Origin of the sequence: Bradyrhizobium sp., assembly GCF_016219575.1 — a bacterium.
In the GTDB taxonomy this organism is placed as follows: domain Bacteria; phylum Pseudomonadota; class Alphaproteobacteria; order Rhizobiales; family Xanthobacteraceae; genus Bradyrhizobium.
Window position 1 is genome coordinate 46,897 of sequence record NZ_JACRMG010000006.1, and the last position, 17,926, is coordinate 64,822.

General features: G+C 65.0%; 19 protein-coding genes. 5 read left to right on the forward strand and 14 right to left on the reverse strand.

Annotated features, from left to right (window positions below; all coding sequences use genetic code 11):
* Window positions 1-100 precede the first annotated feature (100 nt).
* The 3 genes from HZB49_RS03800 (at window position 101) to HZB49_RS03810 (ending at window position 901) form a co-directional block, all read left to right on the forward strand.
* Complete coding sequence (locus HZB49_RS03800) at window positions 101-298, forward strand: hypothetical protein (protein ID WP_291609162.1); 198 nt, start codon at window positions 101-103, stop codon at window positions 296-298.
* Window positions 299-319: 21 nt separating this feature from the next.
* Window positions 320-556: a hypothetical protein gene (locus HZB49_RS03805; protein ID WP_291609163.1), complete on the forward strand. Its 237-nt coding sequence runs from the start codon at window positions 320-322 to the stop codon at window positions 554-556.
* Window positions 557-664: 108 nt separating this feature from the next.
* Window positions 665-901 carry a hypothetical protein gene (locus tag HZB49_RS03810; RefSeq protein WP_291609164.1) on the forward strand — a complete coding sequence of 79 codons (237 nt, stop codon included), beginning with the start codon at window positions 665-667 and terminating at the stop codon, window positions 899-901.
* An 808-nt stretch (window positions 902-1,709) separates the two neighbouring features.
* Here HZB49_RS03810 and acpA read toward each other — a convergent pair.
* From acpA to HZB49_RS03875, 13 genes are all read right to left on the reverse strand, one after another.
* The gene (gene acpA, locus HZB49_RS03815) at window positions 1,710-3,239 is read right to left on the reverse strand and encodes an acid phosphatase (protein ID WP_291609165.1); all 1,530 of its coding nucleotides are present in this window, start codon (window positions 3,237-3,239) and stop codon (window positions 1,710-1,712) included.
* Window positions 3,240-3,311: 72 nt separating this feature from the next.
* Entirely contained in the window at window positions 3,312-5,060 is a 1,749-nt protein-coding gene (locus HZB49_RS03820; protein ID WP_291609166.1) for a TRAP transporter large permease subunit, read from the reverse strand.
* The gene (locus tag HZB49_RS03825) at window positions 5,057-5,725 is read right to left on the reverse strand and encodes a TRAP transporter small permease subunit (protein WP_291609167.1); all 669 of its coding nucleotides are present in this window, start codon (window positions 5,723-5,725) and stop codon (window positions 5,057-5,059) included. The genes HZB49_RS03820 and HZB49_RS03825 overlap by 4 nt, the downstream gene beginning before the upstream one ends.
* A 102-nt stretch (window positions 5,726-5,827) precedes the next feature.
* Window positions 5,828-6,967, reverse strand: coding sequence for a TRAP transporter substrate-binding protein (locus HZB49_RS03830; RefSeq protein ID WP_291609168.1), 1,140 nt, complete (start codon window positions 6,965-6,967; stop codon window positions 5,828-5,830).
* 218 nt (window positions 6,968-7,185) lie between these two features.
* A complete protein-coding gene (locus tag HZB49_RS03835) occupies window positions 7,186-7,929 on the reverse strand; it encodes a CoA-transferase (protein WP_291609169.1) in 744 nt (247 codons plus the stop codon).
* A gap of 3 nt (window positions 7,930-7,932) precedes the next feature.
* Window positions 7,933-8,745, reverse strand: coding sequence for a CoA-transferase (locus HZB49_RS03840; protein ID WP_291609170.1), 813 nt, complete (start codon window positions 8,743-8,745; stop codon window positions 7,933-7,935).
* Window positions 8,746-8,868: 123 nt separating this feature from the next.
* The gene (locus HZB49_RS03845) at window positions 8,869-9,402 is read right to left on the reverse strand and encodes a 2,4'-dihydroxyacetophenone dioxygenase family protein (protein WP_291609171.1); all 534 of its coding nucleotides are present in this window, start codon (window positions 9,400-9,402) and stop codon (window positions 8,869-8,871) included.
* A gap of 21 nt (window positions 9,403-9,423) precedes the next feature.
* The gene (locus HZB49_RS03850; RefSeq protein ID WP_291609172.1) at window positions 9,424-10,188 is read right to left on the reverse strand and encodes an SDR family NAD(P)-dependent oxidoreductase; all 765 of its coding nucleotides are present in this window, start codon (window positions 10,186-10,188) and stop codon (window positions 9,424-9,426) included.
* Window positions 10,185-10,937 carry an ABC transporter ATP-binding protein gene (locus tag HZB49_RS03855; RefSeq protein WP_291609173.1) on the reverse strand — a complete coding sequence of 251 codons (753 nt, stop codon included), beginning with the start codon at window positions 10,935-10,937 and terminating at the stop codon, window positions 10,185-10,187. Before HZB49_RS03855 ends, HZB49_RS03850 begins: the two co-directional genes overlap by 4 nt.
* On the reverse strand, window positions 10,930-11,661 hold the full coding sequence (locus tag HZB49_RS03860) for an ABC transporter ATP-binding protein (protein WP_291609174.1): 732 nt from the start codon (window positions 11,659-11,661) through the stop codon (window positions 10,930-10,932). Before HZB49_RS03860 ends, HZB49_RS03855 begins: the two co-directional genes overlap by 8 nt.
* Window positions 11,658-12,578 (reverse strand): branched-chain amino acid ABC transporter permease, encoded by a 921-nt coding sequence (locus HZB49_RS03865; RefSeq protein ID WP_291609175.1) that lies wholly within the window; start codon window positions 12,576-12,578, stop codon window positions 11,658-11,660. The genes HZB49_RS03860 and HZB49_RS03865 overlap by 4 nt, the downstream gene beginning before the upstream one ends.
* Complete coding sequence (locus tag HZB49_RS03870; RefSeq protein WP_291609176.1) at window positions 12,575-13,447, reverse strand: branched-chain amino acid ABC transporter permease; 873 nt, start codon at window positions 13,445-13,447, stop codon at window positions 12,575-12,577. Before HZB49_RS03870 ends, HZB49_RS03865 begins: the two co-directional genes overlap by 4 nt.
* 68 nt (window positions 13,448-13,515) lie before the next feature.
* Window positions 13,516-14,739, reverse strand: a complete 1,224-nt coding sequence (locus tag HZB49_RS03875; protein WP_291609177.1) for an amino acid ABC transporter substrate-binding protein — start codon at window positions 14,737-14,739, stop codon at window positions 13,516-13,518.
* Between the two features lie 223 nt (window positions 14,740-14,962).
* Here HZB49_RS03875 and HZB49_RS03880 point away from each other — a divergent pair, with 223 nt between their 5' ends.
* Window positions 14,963-15,994, forward strand: a complete 1,032-nt coding sequence (locus tag HZB49_RS03880; RefSeq protein WP_291609178.1) for a helix-turn-helix domain-containing protein — start codon at window positions 14,963-14,965, stop codon at window positions 15,992-15,994.
* Window positions 15,995-15,997: 3 nt separating this feature from the next.
* Here the strand turns inward: HZB49_RS03880 and HZB49_RS03885 are convergent, their stop codons facing one another.
* Window positions 15,998-17,311: a tetratricopeptide repeat protein gene (locus HZB49_RS03885; protein ID WP_291609179.1), complete on the reverse strand. Its 1,314-nt coding sequence runs from the start codon at window positions 17,309-17,311 to the stop codon at window positions 15,998-16,000.
* Window positions 17,312-17,556: 245 nt separating this feature from the next.
* On the opposite strand from HZB49_RS03885, the gene HZB49_RS03890 reads away from it, so the two are divergent.
* The gene (locus HZB49_RS03890) at window positions 17,557-17,766 is read left to right on the forward strand and encodes a cold-shock protein (RefSeq protein WP_291609180.1); all 210 of its coding nucleotides are present in this window, start codon (window positions 17,557-17,559) and stop codon (window positions 17,764-17,766) included.
* The last annotated feature ends 160 nt before the right edge of the window (window positions 17,767-17,926 follow it).

Sequence of the window (17,926 nt, forward strand, 5' to 3'; positions counted from 1 at the left end):
GGAGCGTCCATGTCCGGGTTCCGCCTGATCGACTGGATCGTGCCACCGGCGGTCGTGCCTCTGTTTTCCGGATTCCTGGCTCTGGCCGCGGCTTTCCTGCATGGATAGGACGACGCCTCTGCAATACCTGATCAGCGGCCGGAACCAGTCCGGCTTCGTCAATCTCGGCCGCAGCACGCCGAGTGCGGCTCTCAAGAAGGCGAGAGAGTTTCTCCAGGAAGGCTATCTGGATGTGAGAATCTGCACGCCGCGCGGCATGGTCCTGGCGCCCGAAGAGTTTTATCAGCTCGACGGATAGCGGCCGGCCGGGAGCACCTGCATGACCCGCTACTACTTTGACATCAGGGACGGCGAAGCCCTGTACAGGGATGACGAGGGCATGGAGCTGGAAGATCAAAGGGCGGCCGAGATCGAGGCCGCGACAGCCTTGGCCGGCATGGCCAGGGATCTTTCGCCGCTCGACGAGCGTCATCACATGGCGATCGAGGTTCGCACCGATGCCGGATCTGTTCTTCAAGCGGCGTTCATCTTCGAGACGGCGCCGCCGCGGCCTTGAGCGTTCGAGCGCCCGAATGCAAACCAGCGCTCGCGCGCCCATTGACTTGCAACGGCCGGGCGTGCACGTCGCACCGATCGGATACAATTGCGCCGGAGAAAGCTCAGCATGGACAGGGGTATTCGGATTGCGCCCAAGCCCGAGACCGGCAGAGGCCAGAGCGTCACTTTCGTTCTGGCGATCGGATCTGCGCGGCAAACGTGCCGGCTGAAGACGACCTTCAACACGAAGAATCAGGCCCTGAGCTATCTGCAAAAGCATCGAACCGAGTTCGAGCTCGTGGCGCGGACGCGCTTCGAACGCGGCGAGGTCGAGGATGGCGTGGTCCAGTTGAAGATGCTGTAGCGGAGGCTTCGGGACGGGGGCGCCCGGGGGGCGGAGTCAATTCCGAAATACGTAATAGCCTCTTGACAGTTCCGCAAATCAGAACTATCTTCCGCCTATCCCGTGCCCCTTCGAGAGGGGCGTATCGCGATCGTCACGGCACGTTGGGCGCGGGGAGCGATGGACGCGGCAATCCCAGGCGTAACGGCTTGATCCCGTGAGGGGTCGGGGCCCGCCGCCGGACGAAGGAGCGCCGCGTACGGCGAAATCGTGTGGTCCTGGCGCCGCGACCCTGGCGTCTATCCGTCCCGCCTGTGCGGGTGCGGCAACGGGGGCAAAAGAGGCCGTTCCCCGGGGAGAGTACGTATAAGCCGTAAAGCCATTGCGCGGGGAAGGCCGGGTTGTCCCGGCTGTACCTGTCAAACCCGTGTGCATTTCTTTCGCTACTTTCAGCACACGGCGATGCGGGTGCCGCCGGCACCCGGCCTTCCCTGCGCCCTCTGATTTCAGGGGGCCGACGAAATGCAAAGCTCAGGCGAAATTCGCGCCGTGAGAACGAGAGCGCGTGTCTTTCCACGTCATTGCGAGCGACTTGTCCGCCGAAGCCTCGGCGAAGGCGGAAGCGAAGCTTGTTGTTTGAAAACTGAATCAGCAAATTCGCTGTCGCCCCGGCGTAGGCCGGGGCCCATACCCACCATCGTTAGTTGTCGAAGCGAGGTTCGAGCGCCAGCTCTGCGTAACCACGGGCATTCGTGGTTATCGGCCCCGGCCTACGCCGGGGCGACGAGTTGGGAGGATGCGCGCCGCTCCGAAAAGCCGCGCGTGGCCGTCACGGAAGATCCAGCGCGGCGGTGAGGTCGCCGGCCTTCTCGCGGACGCCCGGCAGCGGCTCGAGCGCGAAGCGGGCGGTGATCAGCTTCAGGATCGAGCCGGTGTCATAGGCGGTGTGGTCGACATGGCCGCGCTTGGCGAACGGCGAGACGACGATGGCGGGGATCCGCGTCGCCGGGCCCCAGCGGTCGCTCCAGCCGGGTCCGCTCGGCGGCGCGACATGATCCCAGAAGCCGCCGTTCTCGTCATAGGTGACGATGACGAGCATGTTGCCCCATTGCGGCGACTTCCTCAGCCGTTCCAGGATGTCGGCGATATGGGCATCGCCCGTCATCAGGTCGGTGTAGGAGGGATGCTGGTTGAGGAGGCCGACCGGCTTGTAGAAAGAGACCTGCGGCAGCGTTCCGCCCTCGATTGCCGCGAGAAAATCCGCGCCGTCTTTCAGATGCGCCGCGCGGTCGGCCGTTCCCGGGGCAAAGCGGGCGTAATAGTTGAACGGCTGGTGGTGCGGCTGGAAATTGATGGCGCCGTCGGCGCGGGTATAGATCACCTTGCGCTTGTCCGCAGGCGGCCGCATGCCGTCCTTCAGCGCCTCGTTCCATCCGCCCGAATACCAGACCCAGCCGATCGACTTCGCCGACAGCGTGTCGCCGATCGTCTTCATGGCGGAGGGCGGCAGCGGCAGGCCGATGCGCTCATTGCCCTTGGGGTCGGCCATTTCCAGCGGACCGCCCTCGGCCGGCGGCACGCCGCTCGGCTGATAGGCCGGCTGCGTGGTGTTGACGGTGTAGCCGTCCGGCGTCACCTGGCCGCCGATGCCGCCGGAATAGGTCTTGACCGCGCCGTCCCTAGCCGAGGGCGAGTCGGGTTTCTTCTTCAGCCGGCCCTTGTCGTCGAGCACCGCGCGCATCGATTCCGGCGCGTCCTTGTAGGCCGGCGCGCAGGCGCAGATCAGGTACTGGTGGTTGAGGTACGATCCGCCGAAAGCACCCATGAAGAAATTGTCGGCCAGCGTGTATTCCTTCGCCCACTGCCACAGCTTCATCCCGCTGCCGTCGAAGTAGCCCATGGTGTAGCCGCCCACCGTCGACATCGCCGCGAACATGTCGTTCTTGCCGCCGTTGATCTGCTCGATGTTGTGATAGTAGGCGTGGATCGGGCTGAGCAGCACGTCGGTCGCAAGCTTGCTCACCGGCGGCGCGTCGATCCGGAAGGGCGCGTTCGGCAGCGGCGGATAGCCCGGCTCCGGTTCGCCCTTGCTGTTCCAGACGCGAAGGGAAGGCAGCTCGGAGCCGTCGTGATCGCGCTGGACGGATTGTTCGGGCTTCGCGTTGGCGATGCCGTTGGCGCCGGGAAACAGCCCGTAGAGATGATCGAAGCTGCGGTTCTCGGCGTAGATGACGACGATATTCGCGATCTTGGACAGATCGGCGGCGTGACCGGCGCCGCCGCCCGCCAGGGCAAGCGCCGCCGCCGCCAGTCCAGTATCAATCCGCAGAATACTCTTCCAGCCGCGATCTGCCCGCATTGTACGCCCCTTCCTGCCAGCGATGTGCCGCATGGCCTCGCAAGGGATTACGTATCATGCGGCGCGGCCATCCTAGCCGCCGTACAGATATCTCGGCAACCACAGCGTCATGCCGGGCCAGAGATACATGATGACCATGCACAGGATCACGATCAGCATGTAGGGCATCATGCCCGCGAAGATCTGGTTCAGCGTGACGTGCTTCGGCGCGACGCCCTTGAGGTAGAACGCCGACATCGCCACCGGCGGCGACAGGAAGGCGGCCTGCAGGTTCACGAACACCAGCGTGCCCCACAGGATCGGGTCAATGCCGAAATGCTTCAGCATCGGCAGGAAGATCGGCACGAAGATGATGATGATCTCGGTCCATTCCAGCGGCCAGCCGAGCACGAAGATGATCGCCTGCGACAGGATCATGAACTGCACCGGCGACATGTTGAGCGAGAGCACCCAGCTCTCGAGCAGCGCTTGGCCGCCGAGGATGGCGAACACCGCCGAGAACAGCGCCGAGCCCACGAACAGCCAGCACACCATCGCGGTGGTCTTGGCGGTGAGGAACACAGCTTCCTTGGTACGCTTCCAGTCCAGCGTGCGGGCATGCAGCGCGAGCAGGAAGGCGCCGGCCGCGCCGACGCCGGCGGATTCGGTCGCCGTCGTGATGCCGAACAGGATCACGCCGAGCACGACTACGGTGAGGATGCCGAGCGGCATCACCGACGACGTCAGGAGCCGCAGCACCTCAAAGCGCTCGCCGTCCATGCGCAGATACGATCGCAGGCTCCATGCCGCCATCAGCAGTGCGACGATCGCAAAGCCGATATAGAACTGCGAGCCTGGTCCCTTCTGCGCCGCCGATGGCTCCGGCGTCGCCGCGGCACTGCCGAGTTGTTGCAGGCCTTCGACCGCCTCCGAGGCGGCGCCGGCCTGCTGATGGATGACGACGTACCACCAGATGATTCCGAGCGTCACGGCGGTGAGCAGGAACGGGACGAGAGAGATGGCGAAGTTCTGCAGGATCGCGCCATAGCTCATCGGCTTGCCGTCGATCTCGAGATTCCTTGCCTGCGCGGGCGAGACCAGCGCCTTCGACAGCGCGACAAACAGATTTGGCGAGTAGAGCGTCTGCAGCTTCCTGACCCATTCGGGCACCTTGACCCGGGTCTGCTCCTCCGGCAGCGGCGGGGCGATCTTCGGATTGATCATCGCCCAACCGACGACATAGACGAGGTAGAGGAAGGCGAGGAAGAAGCCCGGCAGCATCGCCGCCGCGTAGAGCTTGACTACCGATTGGCCGGCCACCGCCGCATAAACGATGATCATCACCGACGGCGGGATCAGGATGCCGAGCGTGCCGCCGGCAGTGATGACGCCGGAGGCGAGCCTGACGTCATAACCTGCGCGCAGCATCGGGTTGAAGGCGATCACGCCCATCAGCACCACCACGGCGCCGACCAGGCCCGAGGCGATGCCCCAGAATGTGCAGACGATCAGCGTGGCGACCGCAAGGGACGCCGGAAGGCGGCGGAACGCGAGCTGGATCGAGTAGAACATCTTGTCGACCAGCGCGCCGCGCTCCATCACGTAGCCCATCAGCACGAACAACGGGATGGATATCAGCACGTCGTTGGTCATCGCGCCGTAGGTGCGCTGGACCATCAGCTCGAACACCTTGTTGTGGGTCCAGAGCTGCGACGGGTCGTAGAAGGCGATGAAGCCGAAGAACATGCCAAGGCCCATCAGAGTGAAGGCCGTGGGGAAGCCCATCAGGATGACGATGACGATGAGCGTCAGCATCAAGAGGCCGAGTGCCGGATCGCTCATGTATTCAGATCCCCGCCCATGCCGCGCTGCCGCGCCATTTCGTCGATGCGAGCTGCGCCTTCGATGGCGATCTTGCGCGATTCCTCGTCGACATATTCGCTGTGTGCCAGCTGTTCCTCGATCACGTCGATTTCGGCGACGTCGTGGAGCCGGCTCGGCCATTCGCCGGTCTTCAGACACACGATGCAGCGCACGATCTCCGCGATGCCCTGCAGCATGATCAGCGCGCCTGCGAGCGGGATCATGGATTTGAAATGATAGACCGGAGGGCCGTCCGCCGTGACGTTGGAGTGCTCGTTGATGTGCCAGGAATCCGCGGCGTAGAAATAGCCGGCATAGACCAGTGCCGCGATGCCCGGAATGAAGAAGACGACGTAGAGAATGAGGTCGAGCGTGGCCTGCGTGCGCGGCCGCATCGAGGAATAGAGGAAGTCGCCGCGGACATGGGCGTTCTGCGCCAGCGTATACGCACCGCACAGCATGAACAGCGTGCCGTACATCATGTTCTCGGCATCGAAAATCCACGCCGTCGGCATGTTCACGGCGTAGCGCTTGAACACCTCGATGCAGACGACGCTCATCAGGAGGATCATCAGCCAGGCGGCGGCCTTGCCGGTCCAGGTGGATATCTCGTCGATCGTGTACAGTATTTTCTGGACGCTCATGCGATGCGGCCGCTTCGAGTGGGAAGAGGGAGGTTGAACATAACACAAGGCACCGTCCGGATATGCTGCCGGACGGTGCCTTGGCAGGATTTTATTTCGGCGTCAGATCTTCTTCGCCGCGGCGTTGGGCCCGAAGTAGTGGTCGTAGGCCATGCGACGGCCCACCACCGTGTCCTGCTCCCACTGCGTCGCGCGCTTGGCGAACGCGATCTGCGACTGCACGATCTCCTTGAACAGCGGATTTTCCGCCGACTTCTTCTTCGCCACCTCGTCATAGATCTCGAGCTGCTGCTTGAGGATGGCGTCGGGCGTCTTGTAGAACTTGACGTTGTCCTTGGTCTGCAACTCGATGTAGTCCTTCGAGTAGCGGTCGATCGCCTTCCAGGACATGTCGGCAGAGGCCGCGTCCACCGCATTGGCGATGATCGCCTTCATCTTGTCCGGCAGCGCGTTGTACTTGTCCTTGTTGAACATGATCTCGAATTGCTCGGCGTTCTGGTGATAGCTCTGCAGCATGCAGACCTTGGAGACGTCGGCGAAGCCGAGGATGCGGTCGGAGGTGGCGTTGTTGAACTCGGCCGCGTCGAGCAGGCCGCGATCCATGGCGGAGACGATTTCGCCGCCCGGCAGCGCGTTCACTGCGGCGCCCTGCGCCGTGTACACGTCGATGGAAATGCCGACGGTGCGGAACTTCAGGCCCTTGATGTCCTCGGCCTTCGCGATCGGCTTCTTGAACCAGCCGAACGGCTGGGTCGGCATCGGGCCATAGGGGAAGGAAACCACGTTGGCGTTGATCGACGCATAAAGCTTCTCGAGCAGCTCCTTGCCGCCGCCATAGCGGTGCCACGCCAGCAGCATGTTGGCGTCCATCGCAAAGCCGGGGCCCGAGCCCCATAGCGCCAGCGCGGTCTGCTTGCCGTAGTGATAGACCAGCACGCCGTGGCCGCCGTCGAGCACGCCCTTGGAGACGGCGTCGAGCAGGCCGAAGGCCGGCACCACCGCGCCCGCCGGCAGCACTTCGATCTTCAACTCGCCGCCGGTCATGTCGTTGACCTTCTTGGCGTAGTCGAGTGCGTATTCGTGGAAAATGTCCTTGGACGGCCAGGTGCTCTGCCAGCGCATGCTGATCGGGCCGGTCTGGGCAATCGCGGCCGGTGCGGCCACCGTCGCGGCTGCGCCTGCGGCCGTCACCTTCAGAAACCGACGGCGCGATGTCCGCTTGTCCTTAGTCGATTTGGTCATCGTCTCTCTCCCGTGATGCGGCCGTCCCCTTATTGAGCGGCCCGTTAATTATTGTCGGCAAGACAAAGGCTTGCGTAGTCCTTTGGCAACTAGACTTCGCGGTAATGCGACCCTTGGACGCAGCTATGATGGCCCAAACATCAAGGACGGCCCAAGCGAATTATTCCGTGCGTGCCGAAATAAATCTGGCGGTGGGCACCGACCCCATTGGCAGGTTGCTACGCCGCCTGTTGCATCGCGCGCGCGAACGCCGGATAGGTCTCGCCAAGCTCCTCCATGATCCGTCCGCGCAGCAGCGCCAGCGTCTCGGCATCAGGCGCCGGCGTCGCCGGAATGCTTGCAGGCTCGACATAATCGAAGCCGGTATTGGCGCGGATATCGGCCGGCGAATAGCCCGGATGCACCGAGCGCAGCGCAAAACCGCCGCTGATACGGTCGAAATCGAACAGCGCCATGTTGGTCAGCAGCGCATGGGGTCCGCCGCGGCGCCTCACCTCCGGCGTGGTCGCCGCCGCGCTGACGAAATCGACCTTGGGCACGAAAACGCGTGGCGAGTGCTCTTCGCGGAACAGGATGACGCGCGGCACGAGGTGGTAGAGATAGGCCGAGCCGAACGACCCCGGCCAGCGCACGTCGGTCGCGGGATATGTGCCGGTGCCCACCAGATTGATGTTGCCCGCCCCGTCGATCTGGCCGCCACCGAGAAAGAAGGCATCGACCCGGCCTTGTGCAGCGCAATCGAACACCTCGACGGCGCCGTTGGTGAAGAAATTGTGCTCCTGCGAACCGAGGATCGATATCCGCACGGGCGGTTTGCCGGCGCGCTCGTTGCGGGCGCGCAGCAACATGGCGCCGGCGGCCGGGATCGGCGACGAGGCGCCGACCGCGACATGGCGGATGCCGTCCAAGAGCCCGGCAATGACGTTGATCAGGAGCTCGCGGCGCTCGCGCTCGCCGGACATGGCTCAGGCCACCTGTTTGCGCTGCGACAGGAAGCCGGAGAGATAGGCGCGAAAGCCTTCCTCGGAGCGAGCCATGGCGGCATAGCGGGCGACCTCGACGTCGTCGCCGGGATATTCGTCCCACAGGGGCAGCGGCCAGGCGCCGCGCGGGGCCACCGCGACCTTATCGACATAGAGCGAGGGCAGCACGCCCGCGGCGGAATCCTCGGTTGCCATGAGATTGCGGTCGACGATGCGCTCCACGGTGACGAAGGTTCTCTTGGCGGCATAGGCCATCGCCGCCAACTCACGATGCCGTCCGATCCTTATGTTGCCGGCACGGTCGGCCTCGGGGGCATGGAAGAGGGCGACGTCCGGCGCAATCGCCGGCACCACCACGACCTTGCCGGGCTCGCCGACCGGGCTGTCGATCACCTTCCAGTCTGGCCGCACCCGCAACAGATCGCTGCCGACGATGCCGGCGATCGGCATGAAGGGCACGCCCTTCTGTGCGGCGAGCAGACCGGCCAGGATGGCGGGGCAGGTGGAATCCCGCAGCGCAAAACTGCCGGCGCGGACGGCGGCGTTGAAGCGCGGCGCGCCGCCGGCCTCTCCGAGCGAGACGGCGCTGGTTTCGATCGCACTGACGGCGCCGGCGCCGATCAGGAGATCGGCCTGCATGCTGCTGATGGGAACGCAAATCAATTTCAGGTCGCGGGCGCCCGCCTCGATCAGCGCCGCGGTCCCCGCCATCGACACGCCGGTCACGGGAATGGCCAGCGATTGCCCCGGCTGGACATCGGCCGCCAATGCCTCGAGCGAAACGATCTCCGTCATCCGCCGTCCTCCCGGAATCTCCTCTTGCGATCCAGTGTAACAGCGTTGCCGGGATGCGGTAGCCGTCATCTGCCGGCGCCGGCCGCGCGGCAGAGATGCGGCCCCGGCATGGCGGTCCGGCCATCAGCGAAACAGCGCGTCGATCTTGTCCGCGCCGAGGCCGACCTTGACGTAGTGCGCCCGGCACATCGCGATGTAGTCGTGGACGTCGAAATGGCCGGCGGAAGCGCCGTTCTCGTCGAGCCAGATCAGGGGACCGGTGACGATGAAAAACACCCGCATCGGATCCTTGTGCTCATAGGCGACCAGCGTGTGGCCCTCGCCGGGGGACTCGTAGATGAAGTCGCCGGCCGTCGCAGTCCAGCTGTGCTCGAGATAGCCCCACTTGCCGGAGATCGTGTAGGCGAACACCTCGTGTGGATGGTAGTGGCGGTTCACCAGCCCCGCGCCCTTCGCCATCAGGATGTCGCACCACTTGTTCTGCGACGGCGAGATCCACAGCGGCCGCGAGGAAACGGTTTCGGTGAACGGCACGTAATAGCGCTCGTCCTCGGTGGCGGCGTTTCCGATATAGACCTCGGGCAGCGCGTCGGCCTTGAAGACCTGGGCGATCGGCTTCAGCTCCTTCCAGAATTCGTTTCGTGCGAGCTCGGGCATCGGATTCTCCGTCGGTTGGATTCAGATGGACATGCCGCCGTCGGCCATGAACACGCCGCCGGTGGAGAAGCTGGATTGGGCGGAGGCGAGATAGAGCACGAGCTGGCCGATTTCCTCCGCGCGGCCGTGGCGGCCGAGCGGAATCAGGCCGTCGAGGAATTGTTTGGCATTGCGGCCGATGGCGCGGGACAGGCCGGCTTCGACGTTGCGCTGGAAGTCGTTTTCGATTGGGCCGGGCGCCACCACATTGACGCGGATGCCTCGCGGCGCGGCTTCCTTGGCGACCGTTCGCATCAGACCGATCACGGCATGCTTGGAGGCGGCATAGGCGGCGATGCCGGGATCGCTGGTCGTGCCGACCACGCTGGAGGTGATGACGATGCTGCCGCCGTCGCGCATTTTCGGCAGCGCATATTTGCAACCCAGAAAGGGTCCGCGCACGTTGACCGCCATGACGCGGTCGAACACGTCCTCAGGATAATCCACGACCGGGCAGATGTCGCCGCTGACCCCTGCATTACAGAACAGCACGTCGAGCCCGCCCCAGCGCGCCAGCGTCGCCTCGACAAAGGAAGCAGTGGCGCCGGCATCCGCCACATCGGCGGTCTGCACCATCAAGCGATCCGCGTGCTCACCGAAGAGGGATACGGCCGCTTGCAGCGCCGCGGCATCGCGATCGACCAGCGTCACCTTGGCGCCTTCGCGCAGGAACAGCCCGGCGGTGGCAAGGCCGAGGCTGCCGGCGGCACCCGTGACGATGCAGATTTTGCCGTCGAGGAGCTTCATGGGCCGTCCGCTCCATCCTGCAGGGACACGGAGAGGCCCGGCTCTGCCGCCCCGAGATACGCACGCTGCACGGCGGGATCGTCGCGCAGCGCATCCGCTCGCCCTTCGCCGACAATCCGGCCATTGGCGATGAGGTATCCGCGGTCGGCAATGGCGAGGCTGCGTTTGGCGTTCTGCTCCACCAGCAGGATGCCGAGGCCCCCGTCGCGAATCCGCGCCAGCGCCGAGAACAGTTCCCTGCACATCAGTGGCGACAGGCCGAGCGAGGGTTCGTCGAGCAGAAGGATATCCGGCGCCGACATCAGCGCGCGGCCGACCGCGACCATCTGCTGCTCGCCGCCGCTCATGGTGCGGACCTGCTGGGCGAGCCGCTCGCCGAGGCGGGGAAACAGCTCCAGCACGTGGCGCAGGTTCGCAGCCTCCGCGGGCCGGGCGCGCCTGGCGAAGGCGCCTAGCTCGAGGTTTTCGCGGACGGTCAATTCGCCGAACACGCCGCGCCCCTCGGGCACCAGCGCAAGGCCGGCTTCGACGATGACATGCGCGGGCAGGCCCGAGAGCTCGCGGCCGGTCAGCCGGACCGAGGCGCCCGCAGCCGGCTGCATGCCGGCGATCGCCTTGAGCAGCGAGGTCTTGCCGCTGCCGTTGGCGCCGAGAATGAGCACGATCTCGCGAGGGGCCACGCTCAGCGTGATGCGATCGACCGCGAGATGCTTGCCGTAGGCAACCGATATGCCGGAGACTTCAAGCATCGTCGTCTCCGAGATAGGCGCGGATCACTTCCGCTTCCGCCAGCACGGCGTCGGGCGCACCTTCCGCGATCTTGCGGCCGGCATTCATGACGACGCAGCGGTCGCAGAGCGAGCGGATCGCGTCCATGACATGTTCGACCAGCAGGATGGTCATGCCTTCGCCGCGCAGCGAACGCACCAGCGCGATACCTTCCTGCAACTCGGTCGGGTTGAGGCCGGCCAGCCACTCGTCGAGCAGCAGCAATTGTGGGTCGAGCGCCAGCGCGCGCGCGAGCTCCAGCCGCTTCTGGTCGATATAGGTCAGCTCGGTCGTTGCCGTGGCGGCGCGGGTGGCCAGCCCAACGCGCGCGAGCAGGGCGTCGGCACGCTGCTCCGCCGCCTGACCCCACAGCGCGTCGCGGCCGAAGGCGACGCCCGCGAGCACGTTTTCGCGGCAGTTCAGCGACGGCAGCACGCGGACCAGCTGGAAGGTGCGCGCCACACCAAGGCGCGCGATGTGATGTGGCGCAGCGCGGGAGATATCGCCGCCATTGAACCGGACGCTGCCGCGGTCGGGCCGCAGCGCGCCCGAGATCAGGTTCAGCACCGTCGATTTGCCGGAGCCGTTGGGGCCGAGCAGGCCCATGATCTCGCCGGGCTGCAGCGAGAGGGAAATGTCATCAACTGCCACGAGCCCGCCGAAGCGGCGCGTGAGGCCGGAGACATCGAGCATGGGCGCGCTCATGCCGCATCTCCCCTGCGCCGCAGGATACGCTCGACAAAGCCGACGATGCCTTGCGGAATGGCGTAGACGATCAGCATGAAGGCGAGGCCGACGAGAATGGAGAAATGGTTCGGAAACCTTGCGAGCAGGAATTCGAACAGCAGCACCAGCGGCACCACGCCGAACAAGGGGCCGTAGAGCCGGTGCACGCCGCCGAGCAACGCCATGATGAGCACCTGGAACGATACCACCGGGCTGAACGCGATCGCCGGATCGATGTAGGTCCAGCGCGGCGCCATGACAGCGCCGCACAGCGTCATGAAGGCGGCGGAAAGCGCAAACAGCGCGACCTTGGCGATGGTGGTGTTGATGCCGATATGGCGCGCCACGGTCTCGTCGTCGCCGATCACGCGCAGCGCCAGTCCCAAGCGCGAGCGGCGGATCAGGATGCCGGCGGCGAACACCAGCACGGCAAGTCCGAGCAGCTGCCAGTAGATGTCGGCCGGATCGATGCCGACGAAGATGTAGCGGCCGAGCGTGCGGGTGACGTTCACCTCGTACCAGGTGACGATCTGGCGGATCAACTCGGCAAGGCCAAAGGTGAAGATGACGAAATAGACGCCGGAAAGCCGCAGCGTCGAGAGGCCGACGATCAGGGCCACGGCCACGCCGACCGCAAGCGCGATCAGCAGTATCCATGGCCAGGCCATCCGTTCCGCCAGCACCGCCACGGTGTAGGCGCCGATGCCGAAGAAGGCAACGGTGGCGAGCGACACGTAGCGTGTCGGCCCGGAGAACAGCGTCCAGGCCGTGGCGAGCACCGTGTAGTTCATCAGCGTGATCGCCAGCGACAGCTCATAGCCGTTGGCATAGAGCGGCACCGTGGCGAGGATGGCGACCGCGATGGCGCTGGCTGCGAGCAGGAATGCCGGCTTCATCGCGATGCCGTTCCGAACAGGCCCTGCGGGCGAACCAGAAGGATGATGAGGAAGAGGGCGTAGGTGGTCGCCAGCGTAAGACCGGGGTCAACGAAGGTGGCGACGAAGGTTTCGGCAAGACCGAGAATGAGCCCCGCCAAGAGGCAGCCGAGCAAATTGCCGACGCCGCCCATGATGACGACGATCAGCGCCTTCATGGTGAAGACGACGCCGATATTGGCGTTGAAGGTGAGGAACATCGAGACCAGCACACCGCCGGCCGCAACCAGCGCACCGCCGAAGGCGAACGCAAGCGCTGCAGTAGCGCGGACGTCGATCGCCACCAGGGGTGCGGAGTTCGGATCGACGGCGACGGCGCGCACGGCGGTGCCGAGGCGCGTGCGCGTCAGATAAAGATAGAGACCAAGCCCGATCACGGCGGCGAACGCCAGCGCCAGCAGGCGGTTGGCGGCGACGGTGGCGCCGGCAATGGTCACTGGAAAGGCGAGGAAGCTGTAGCTGTAATAGGCGCCGCCGAACATCACCAGCATCACGCCCTGGATCACGAACAGCATGCCGAAGGTCGCCAGGATGCTGTCGACCTCGAGCGCGTCGCGGTTGGGTGCGCGGCGTACCAGCGGCGTCAGCAGCAGGCGGTAGATCGCCCAGGAGATGGCGAAGGCCGCGGGCACGACAAGGAGGAGACCGAGCAGCGGGTTCACCGCGGCGGAGGAGAACAGCCAGAGCGCTGCGAACGCCGCGGCGATCATCAGCTCGCCATGGGCGAGATTCATGATGCGCGCGACGCCATACTGGAGCGTCAACCCCATGGCGATCAGCGCATACATGCCGCCCAGAACGAGCCCGGACGTGACTGCGGCAACGAACATCTGTTTACCGAAAATGGTTCCGGGCCGCCGCGAGGGTGCGGCGGCCCGAAATCCAGTCTACCCCAACCTTACTGCTTCCACGCCGGCTTCGGCACGACCACCGCCGCCATGCCGGGACCTGCCGGCGCCACGCCGGTGTAGAAACCCTTCTGCCACTGTCCGATCAGCGGGAAGGCCTTCACCGGCATGTTGTTGTCGAGCTTGATCTTGCCGATCACGGTGTCGAACGTGCCGGTCTGCAGCTCCTTGATGATGGCCTCGCGGTCGATCTTGCCGACCCTCTCGATCGCCTGTTCGAGCATCTGCAGCGATGAATAGCCGACCTGGCTGCCCCAGTAGTCGGGATCGCGGTTGTGCATTGCCTTGTGCTTGGCCCGATAGTCGGCGGTCGCCTTGTTGTCGGCCTGCCAGCCGCCCAGCGACATGATGCCTTCGGTGTTCTCACCGAAGCGCTGCGGGTAGAGCGGGAAGCCGACGCCGACGCCGAGGAACATCACCTTGGGCGCAAAGGAGGCGACCTTGGCCTGGTCGGTCAGGGCCACCGTGTCCGGCGGGTAGCTGAAGGCGACGAAGGTATCGGCGCCCGAGCGCTGCGCCTCGCCGAGCAGCGGCGAGAGATCCTGGGTGCCGATCGGATAGCTCTTGTCATAGGCGAGCTTGAATTTCGCCTTTTCGAAGCCCTCGCGCGCGGCCTTCGACAGGTCGATGCCGAAACCGTCGGCGATGCTGACCATGGCGATGCTGTCGTTGATCTTGCCGTCCTTGCGCATCTGCGACAGCAGGTCGACCAGTGCATCGACATATTGCTTGCTGGTGCCGAGGAACCAGAAGCTGTTGGGCCAGCGCTTGGCGAGCTCGGGCGCGCGGTCGGTCACCGCGCTGAAGGCGAGTTGCGGATAGCCGTATTTGTTGAAGACCGGTCCGACCGCGAGGTTGAGGCCGGTGCCCCAGGGCGGAAACAGCAGGTCCACCTTGTCCTGCGTGATCAGGCGCTCGACGGCGCGCACGGCTTCTTCGGAGTTGGAGCGGTCGTCGTACTCGATGACCTCGATCTTCACCCGCTTGCCGATGCTCTTGAGCATCAGGCCGCCCTTGTCGTTCACCTCCTTCACCCAGAGCTGGTAGTTCGGGATCTGGGTGATGTTGGCGCCGCCTGCGTTAGGCCCGGTCTTGGAGATGGCGTAGCCGACCTTGATCGAGGCCGGTTCCTGCGCGGTAACCGCTCCTCCCAAGCCGAGCGTCAAAATGGCGCACGCCAGTGTCCCCGCAAACAGGCTTCGACCTCTGTTCATTTGCGTCCTCCCCGAATTTCGGTGTTAACTCATTGGCCGGCCAATCTTTGCCGGCCCGGTTGCCTTGCATCTTGCGCTGCCCGTCGTGCGGGTTCTTGCCCAAGAGCGAACTCCGGTGCGGTGCGGATGACAATGCGCCAATGCAGCGCACAAAGCGGGAGAGGGCGCTGGCTTCGGGAATGGCCCCTCGCTAGAGTCAGGCAAGGGGTAAGGAGCGGGTACCTTGCAGAACAATCTGGCCGTCGTTTCCACTGCCGATGCCGCGCCGGGTGAGCGGCTGGGCATGTGGGGCGATTTCGTCGGTCGCCATATCGGGCCGCTGCGCGCCGACACTTTTGGCGATCCGCAATTCGCCGGCCGGCTGGAGCTCGGCGATTCCAGCGGCGTATCGGTGGCGCGCATCGTCGTCAGCCGCCACCGCGTGCAGCGCACGCCGGGCTTGATCCGCAGGGACAGCCGCGACTACGTCAAGCTGGTGGCGCAGATCGAGGGCGCGGCCTGTTTCGAGCAGAACGGCCGCAAGGTGGTGCTGGCTCCGGGCGAATGGAGCCTCTACGACATGACCCGGCCCTATACGGTGTCGAATTCCGAGCCGATCAACCAGGTCATCATGCTGTTGCCGCGCGACGAGCTGGTGCGCCTGGGGCTCGATCTCGACGACCTCGTAGTGCGCCGCTTCGCGGGCCGCGCCGGCGTGGGCCGGCTGACCTACGGATTGCTGGTGTCGGCCTTCGAGTCACTGCGCGGCGATACGCCTGCGCCCGCCGGCGGCGATCTTGCGCAGACGATTGCGAGCCACATAGAGCTCGCCGTGCTCGATCGCGGCGGCACCTCCAGCGATGTCTCCGTGCGGGAGCTGACGCGCGACCGGGTCAAGCGGTACATCGACGTCAATCTCGACGATCCGCTTCTGTCGCTCGATCGCATAGCCGCGGCGATCGGATGCTCGAAGCGCTACCTGCACAAGCTGTTCGACGGTGAGGCTGAGACGCTGAATGCCCATATCTGGCGCGCCCGGCTGGAGCGCATCCGGCAGGATCTCGCCGATCCCTCGCAGGACGGCCGCTCGATCACCGAGATCGCGTTCAGCCGCGGCTTCAGCTCATCAACCCATTTCAGCCGGAGCTTCCGCGAGAGCTGTGGCACCAGTCCGCGGGCCTATCGTCTCCTGACGCAGGGCACCGGTCCGCTACGCCGTCGCGACGCGCACCGGCAGTGGGCCGGGCAAACGCGGCGGCTCGGCGTCGCCGAATAGCGATCAGTTCTGCCGCGCCAGCCAGCGCGCGTCGCGGGGCGAGGGACGGCGATGCAGCCTTGCATCCAGCAAGGTGCGGGCCCGCGCAAGATCGCCGCTCTTCATCAGCGCGACGATGAAGGTGTCCTCGATCAGCGTGCGCTGTGCATGGCTGCCGCCGATGCGTACGACCTCGTCGAGCACGGGCGAAAGATGCGTGACGCAGCCGCGATAGTCGCCGTCGGCAAACGCACTCATGGCGCGGAACAGCTTGGGCACCACGGCGCCCGCCGGCAGCTTGCCATCGGCGAGCCGCTTCTCGATCACGGCAAGCCGCTCCTCCAGCGCCGCCTGGTTGCGCGTTGCAGCAGCGAACAGCGCCATGTGCACGTCGGCAAACGGAATGCTCGACCGCGGAAAAGCGCGCTGCGCGTACTCATCGGCCTCGGTCCAGAGGCTGTCGGGCACGGCATGGCCGTAGGCCTCCAGCCGCCACAACAGCGAGGCGCCATCGGTGACCGCATTGAGCGGCGGCGCGTGGGTGACGCTGGGCTGCAGCACTTTGGTATAGATCGACAGCGCGCGCGCCGCATCGCCATGCTCAAGTGCGCCAAGCGCCTGGTGCCAGCGGATATGGCCGTGCAGGATGCCGGCGCGGTCGTAGGTCGGTATCCAGCGATCCACCAGCGCATCGGCTTCGTCGACCGAGCCGTCCTCGAACATGGCATGCAGCAGCGCATGCACGGCGTTGGCGTTGGCCTCGCGCAGGGCAAAGGCGCGTTCGGTCATGGCGCGGCCGCGTGTGACGTCGTTGTTCTCGGTCAGCGCCCAGCCGTGATTGTAGAGGTACCACCAGTCGTCGCCGTAGTGATGTGCATAGCGCCCGCAGAGGTCGACGCGCGCCTGGTCGTGATCGGCCATGCCGGAGAAGGCGAACAGCCCGAACGCGCCCATCGGCAGCGACATCACGATCGCATCGCGCGGGTGCGCTTCGAGGTGCTTCAGCGTGGAGGCAAGTGCAGCCGGAAGCTGCCCCTCGATGGCAAGCGCCAGCGTTTCGACGTGGCTCCGCTCGCGCTCGCTACCATTGCGTGCGGCGAGCTCGCGCGCCAGCGCCGCCTTCTTCCGCGCCACGTCGCCCTGTTGGTAGAAGGTGTGGATGCGGGCGCGGGCGATATGGGCCAGCGCAAAATCGGGATCGGCCGCGATCGCCTGCTCGAACGCCTCCGCTGCGCCGGTCCAGGCCGCGAGCAGCAAGTCCACGCCTTCGCGATAGGCGCTGGCCGCCTCGGAGGAGGTGGTGGAGAGAGAGAGGCCGTAGCGGTCCTCAAAGGCCATGGATGCCTCGCAATCGGTCCAAACCAGCCAATGATGATCGGAAAATAGGCGTTGGGGAAGATATTTGGTAAAGTGCCCTTGTAATCGCCCGGAAATGCTATATGTGGAGCACATTCGATTTGAACGCGTTACCTTGTTGATCGCGGCCCTGGCGCCACCTTCCCCGAGAAATCGTTACGATTGAATTCGGAGCCTGCACGGAGGTCGTGCGGGCGTTTGGCGCTTTTGCGCCTTTGGAGAGCTAGATGGCTACAGGTGTTGTGAAGTGGTTTAACGGCCAAAAGGGTTTTGGCTTCATTCAGCCGAATGACGGCGGGAACGACGTGTTCGTTCACATCAGCGCGGTGGAACGGGCGGGCCTGACCGGCCTCGGCGAAGGGCAGAAAGTGTCCTTCGAACTGAAGACCGACAAGATGCGCGGCAAGACCAGCGCGGAAAATCTCGCGCTGATCTGATCTGCCGGCTGCGTTTTCAGGCGAAACCGATACCGGTTCGCGTGAGGAAGACGCGCAAGGCAAAAGGATTGAAGGCCCGGTTTCGATTCAATCGGAACCGAACCTTCACGACGAAAATTTCACGGATGTACTGAAGTCTTTGTCGAAGAAGGGCCCTGCC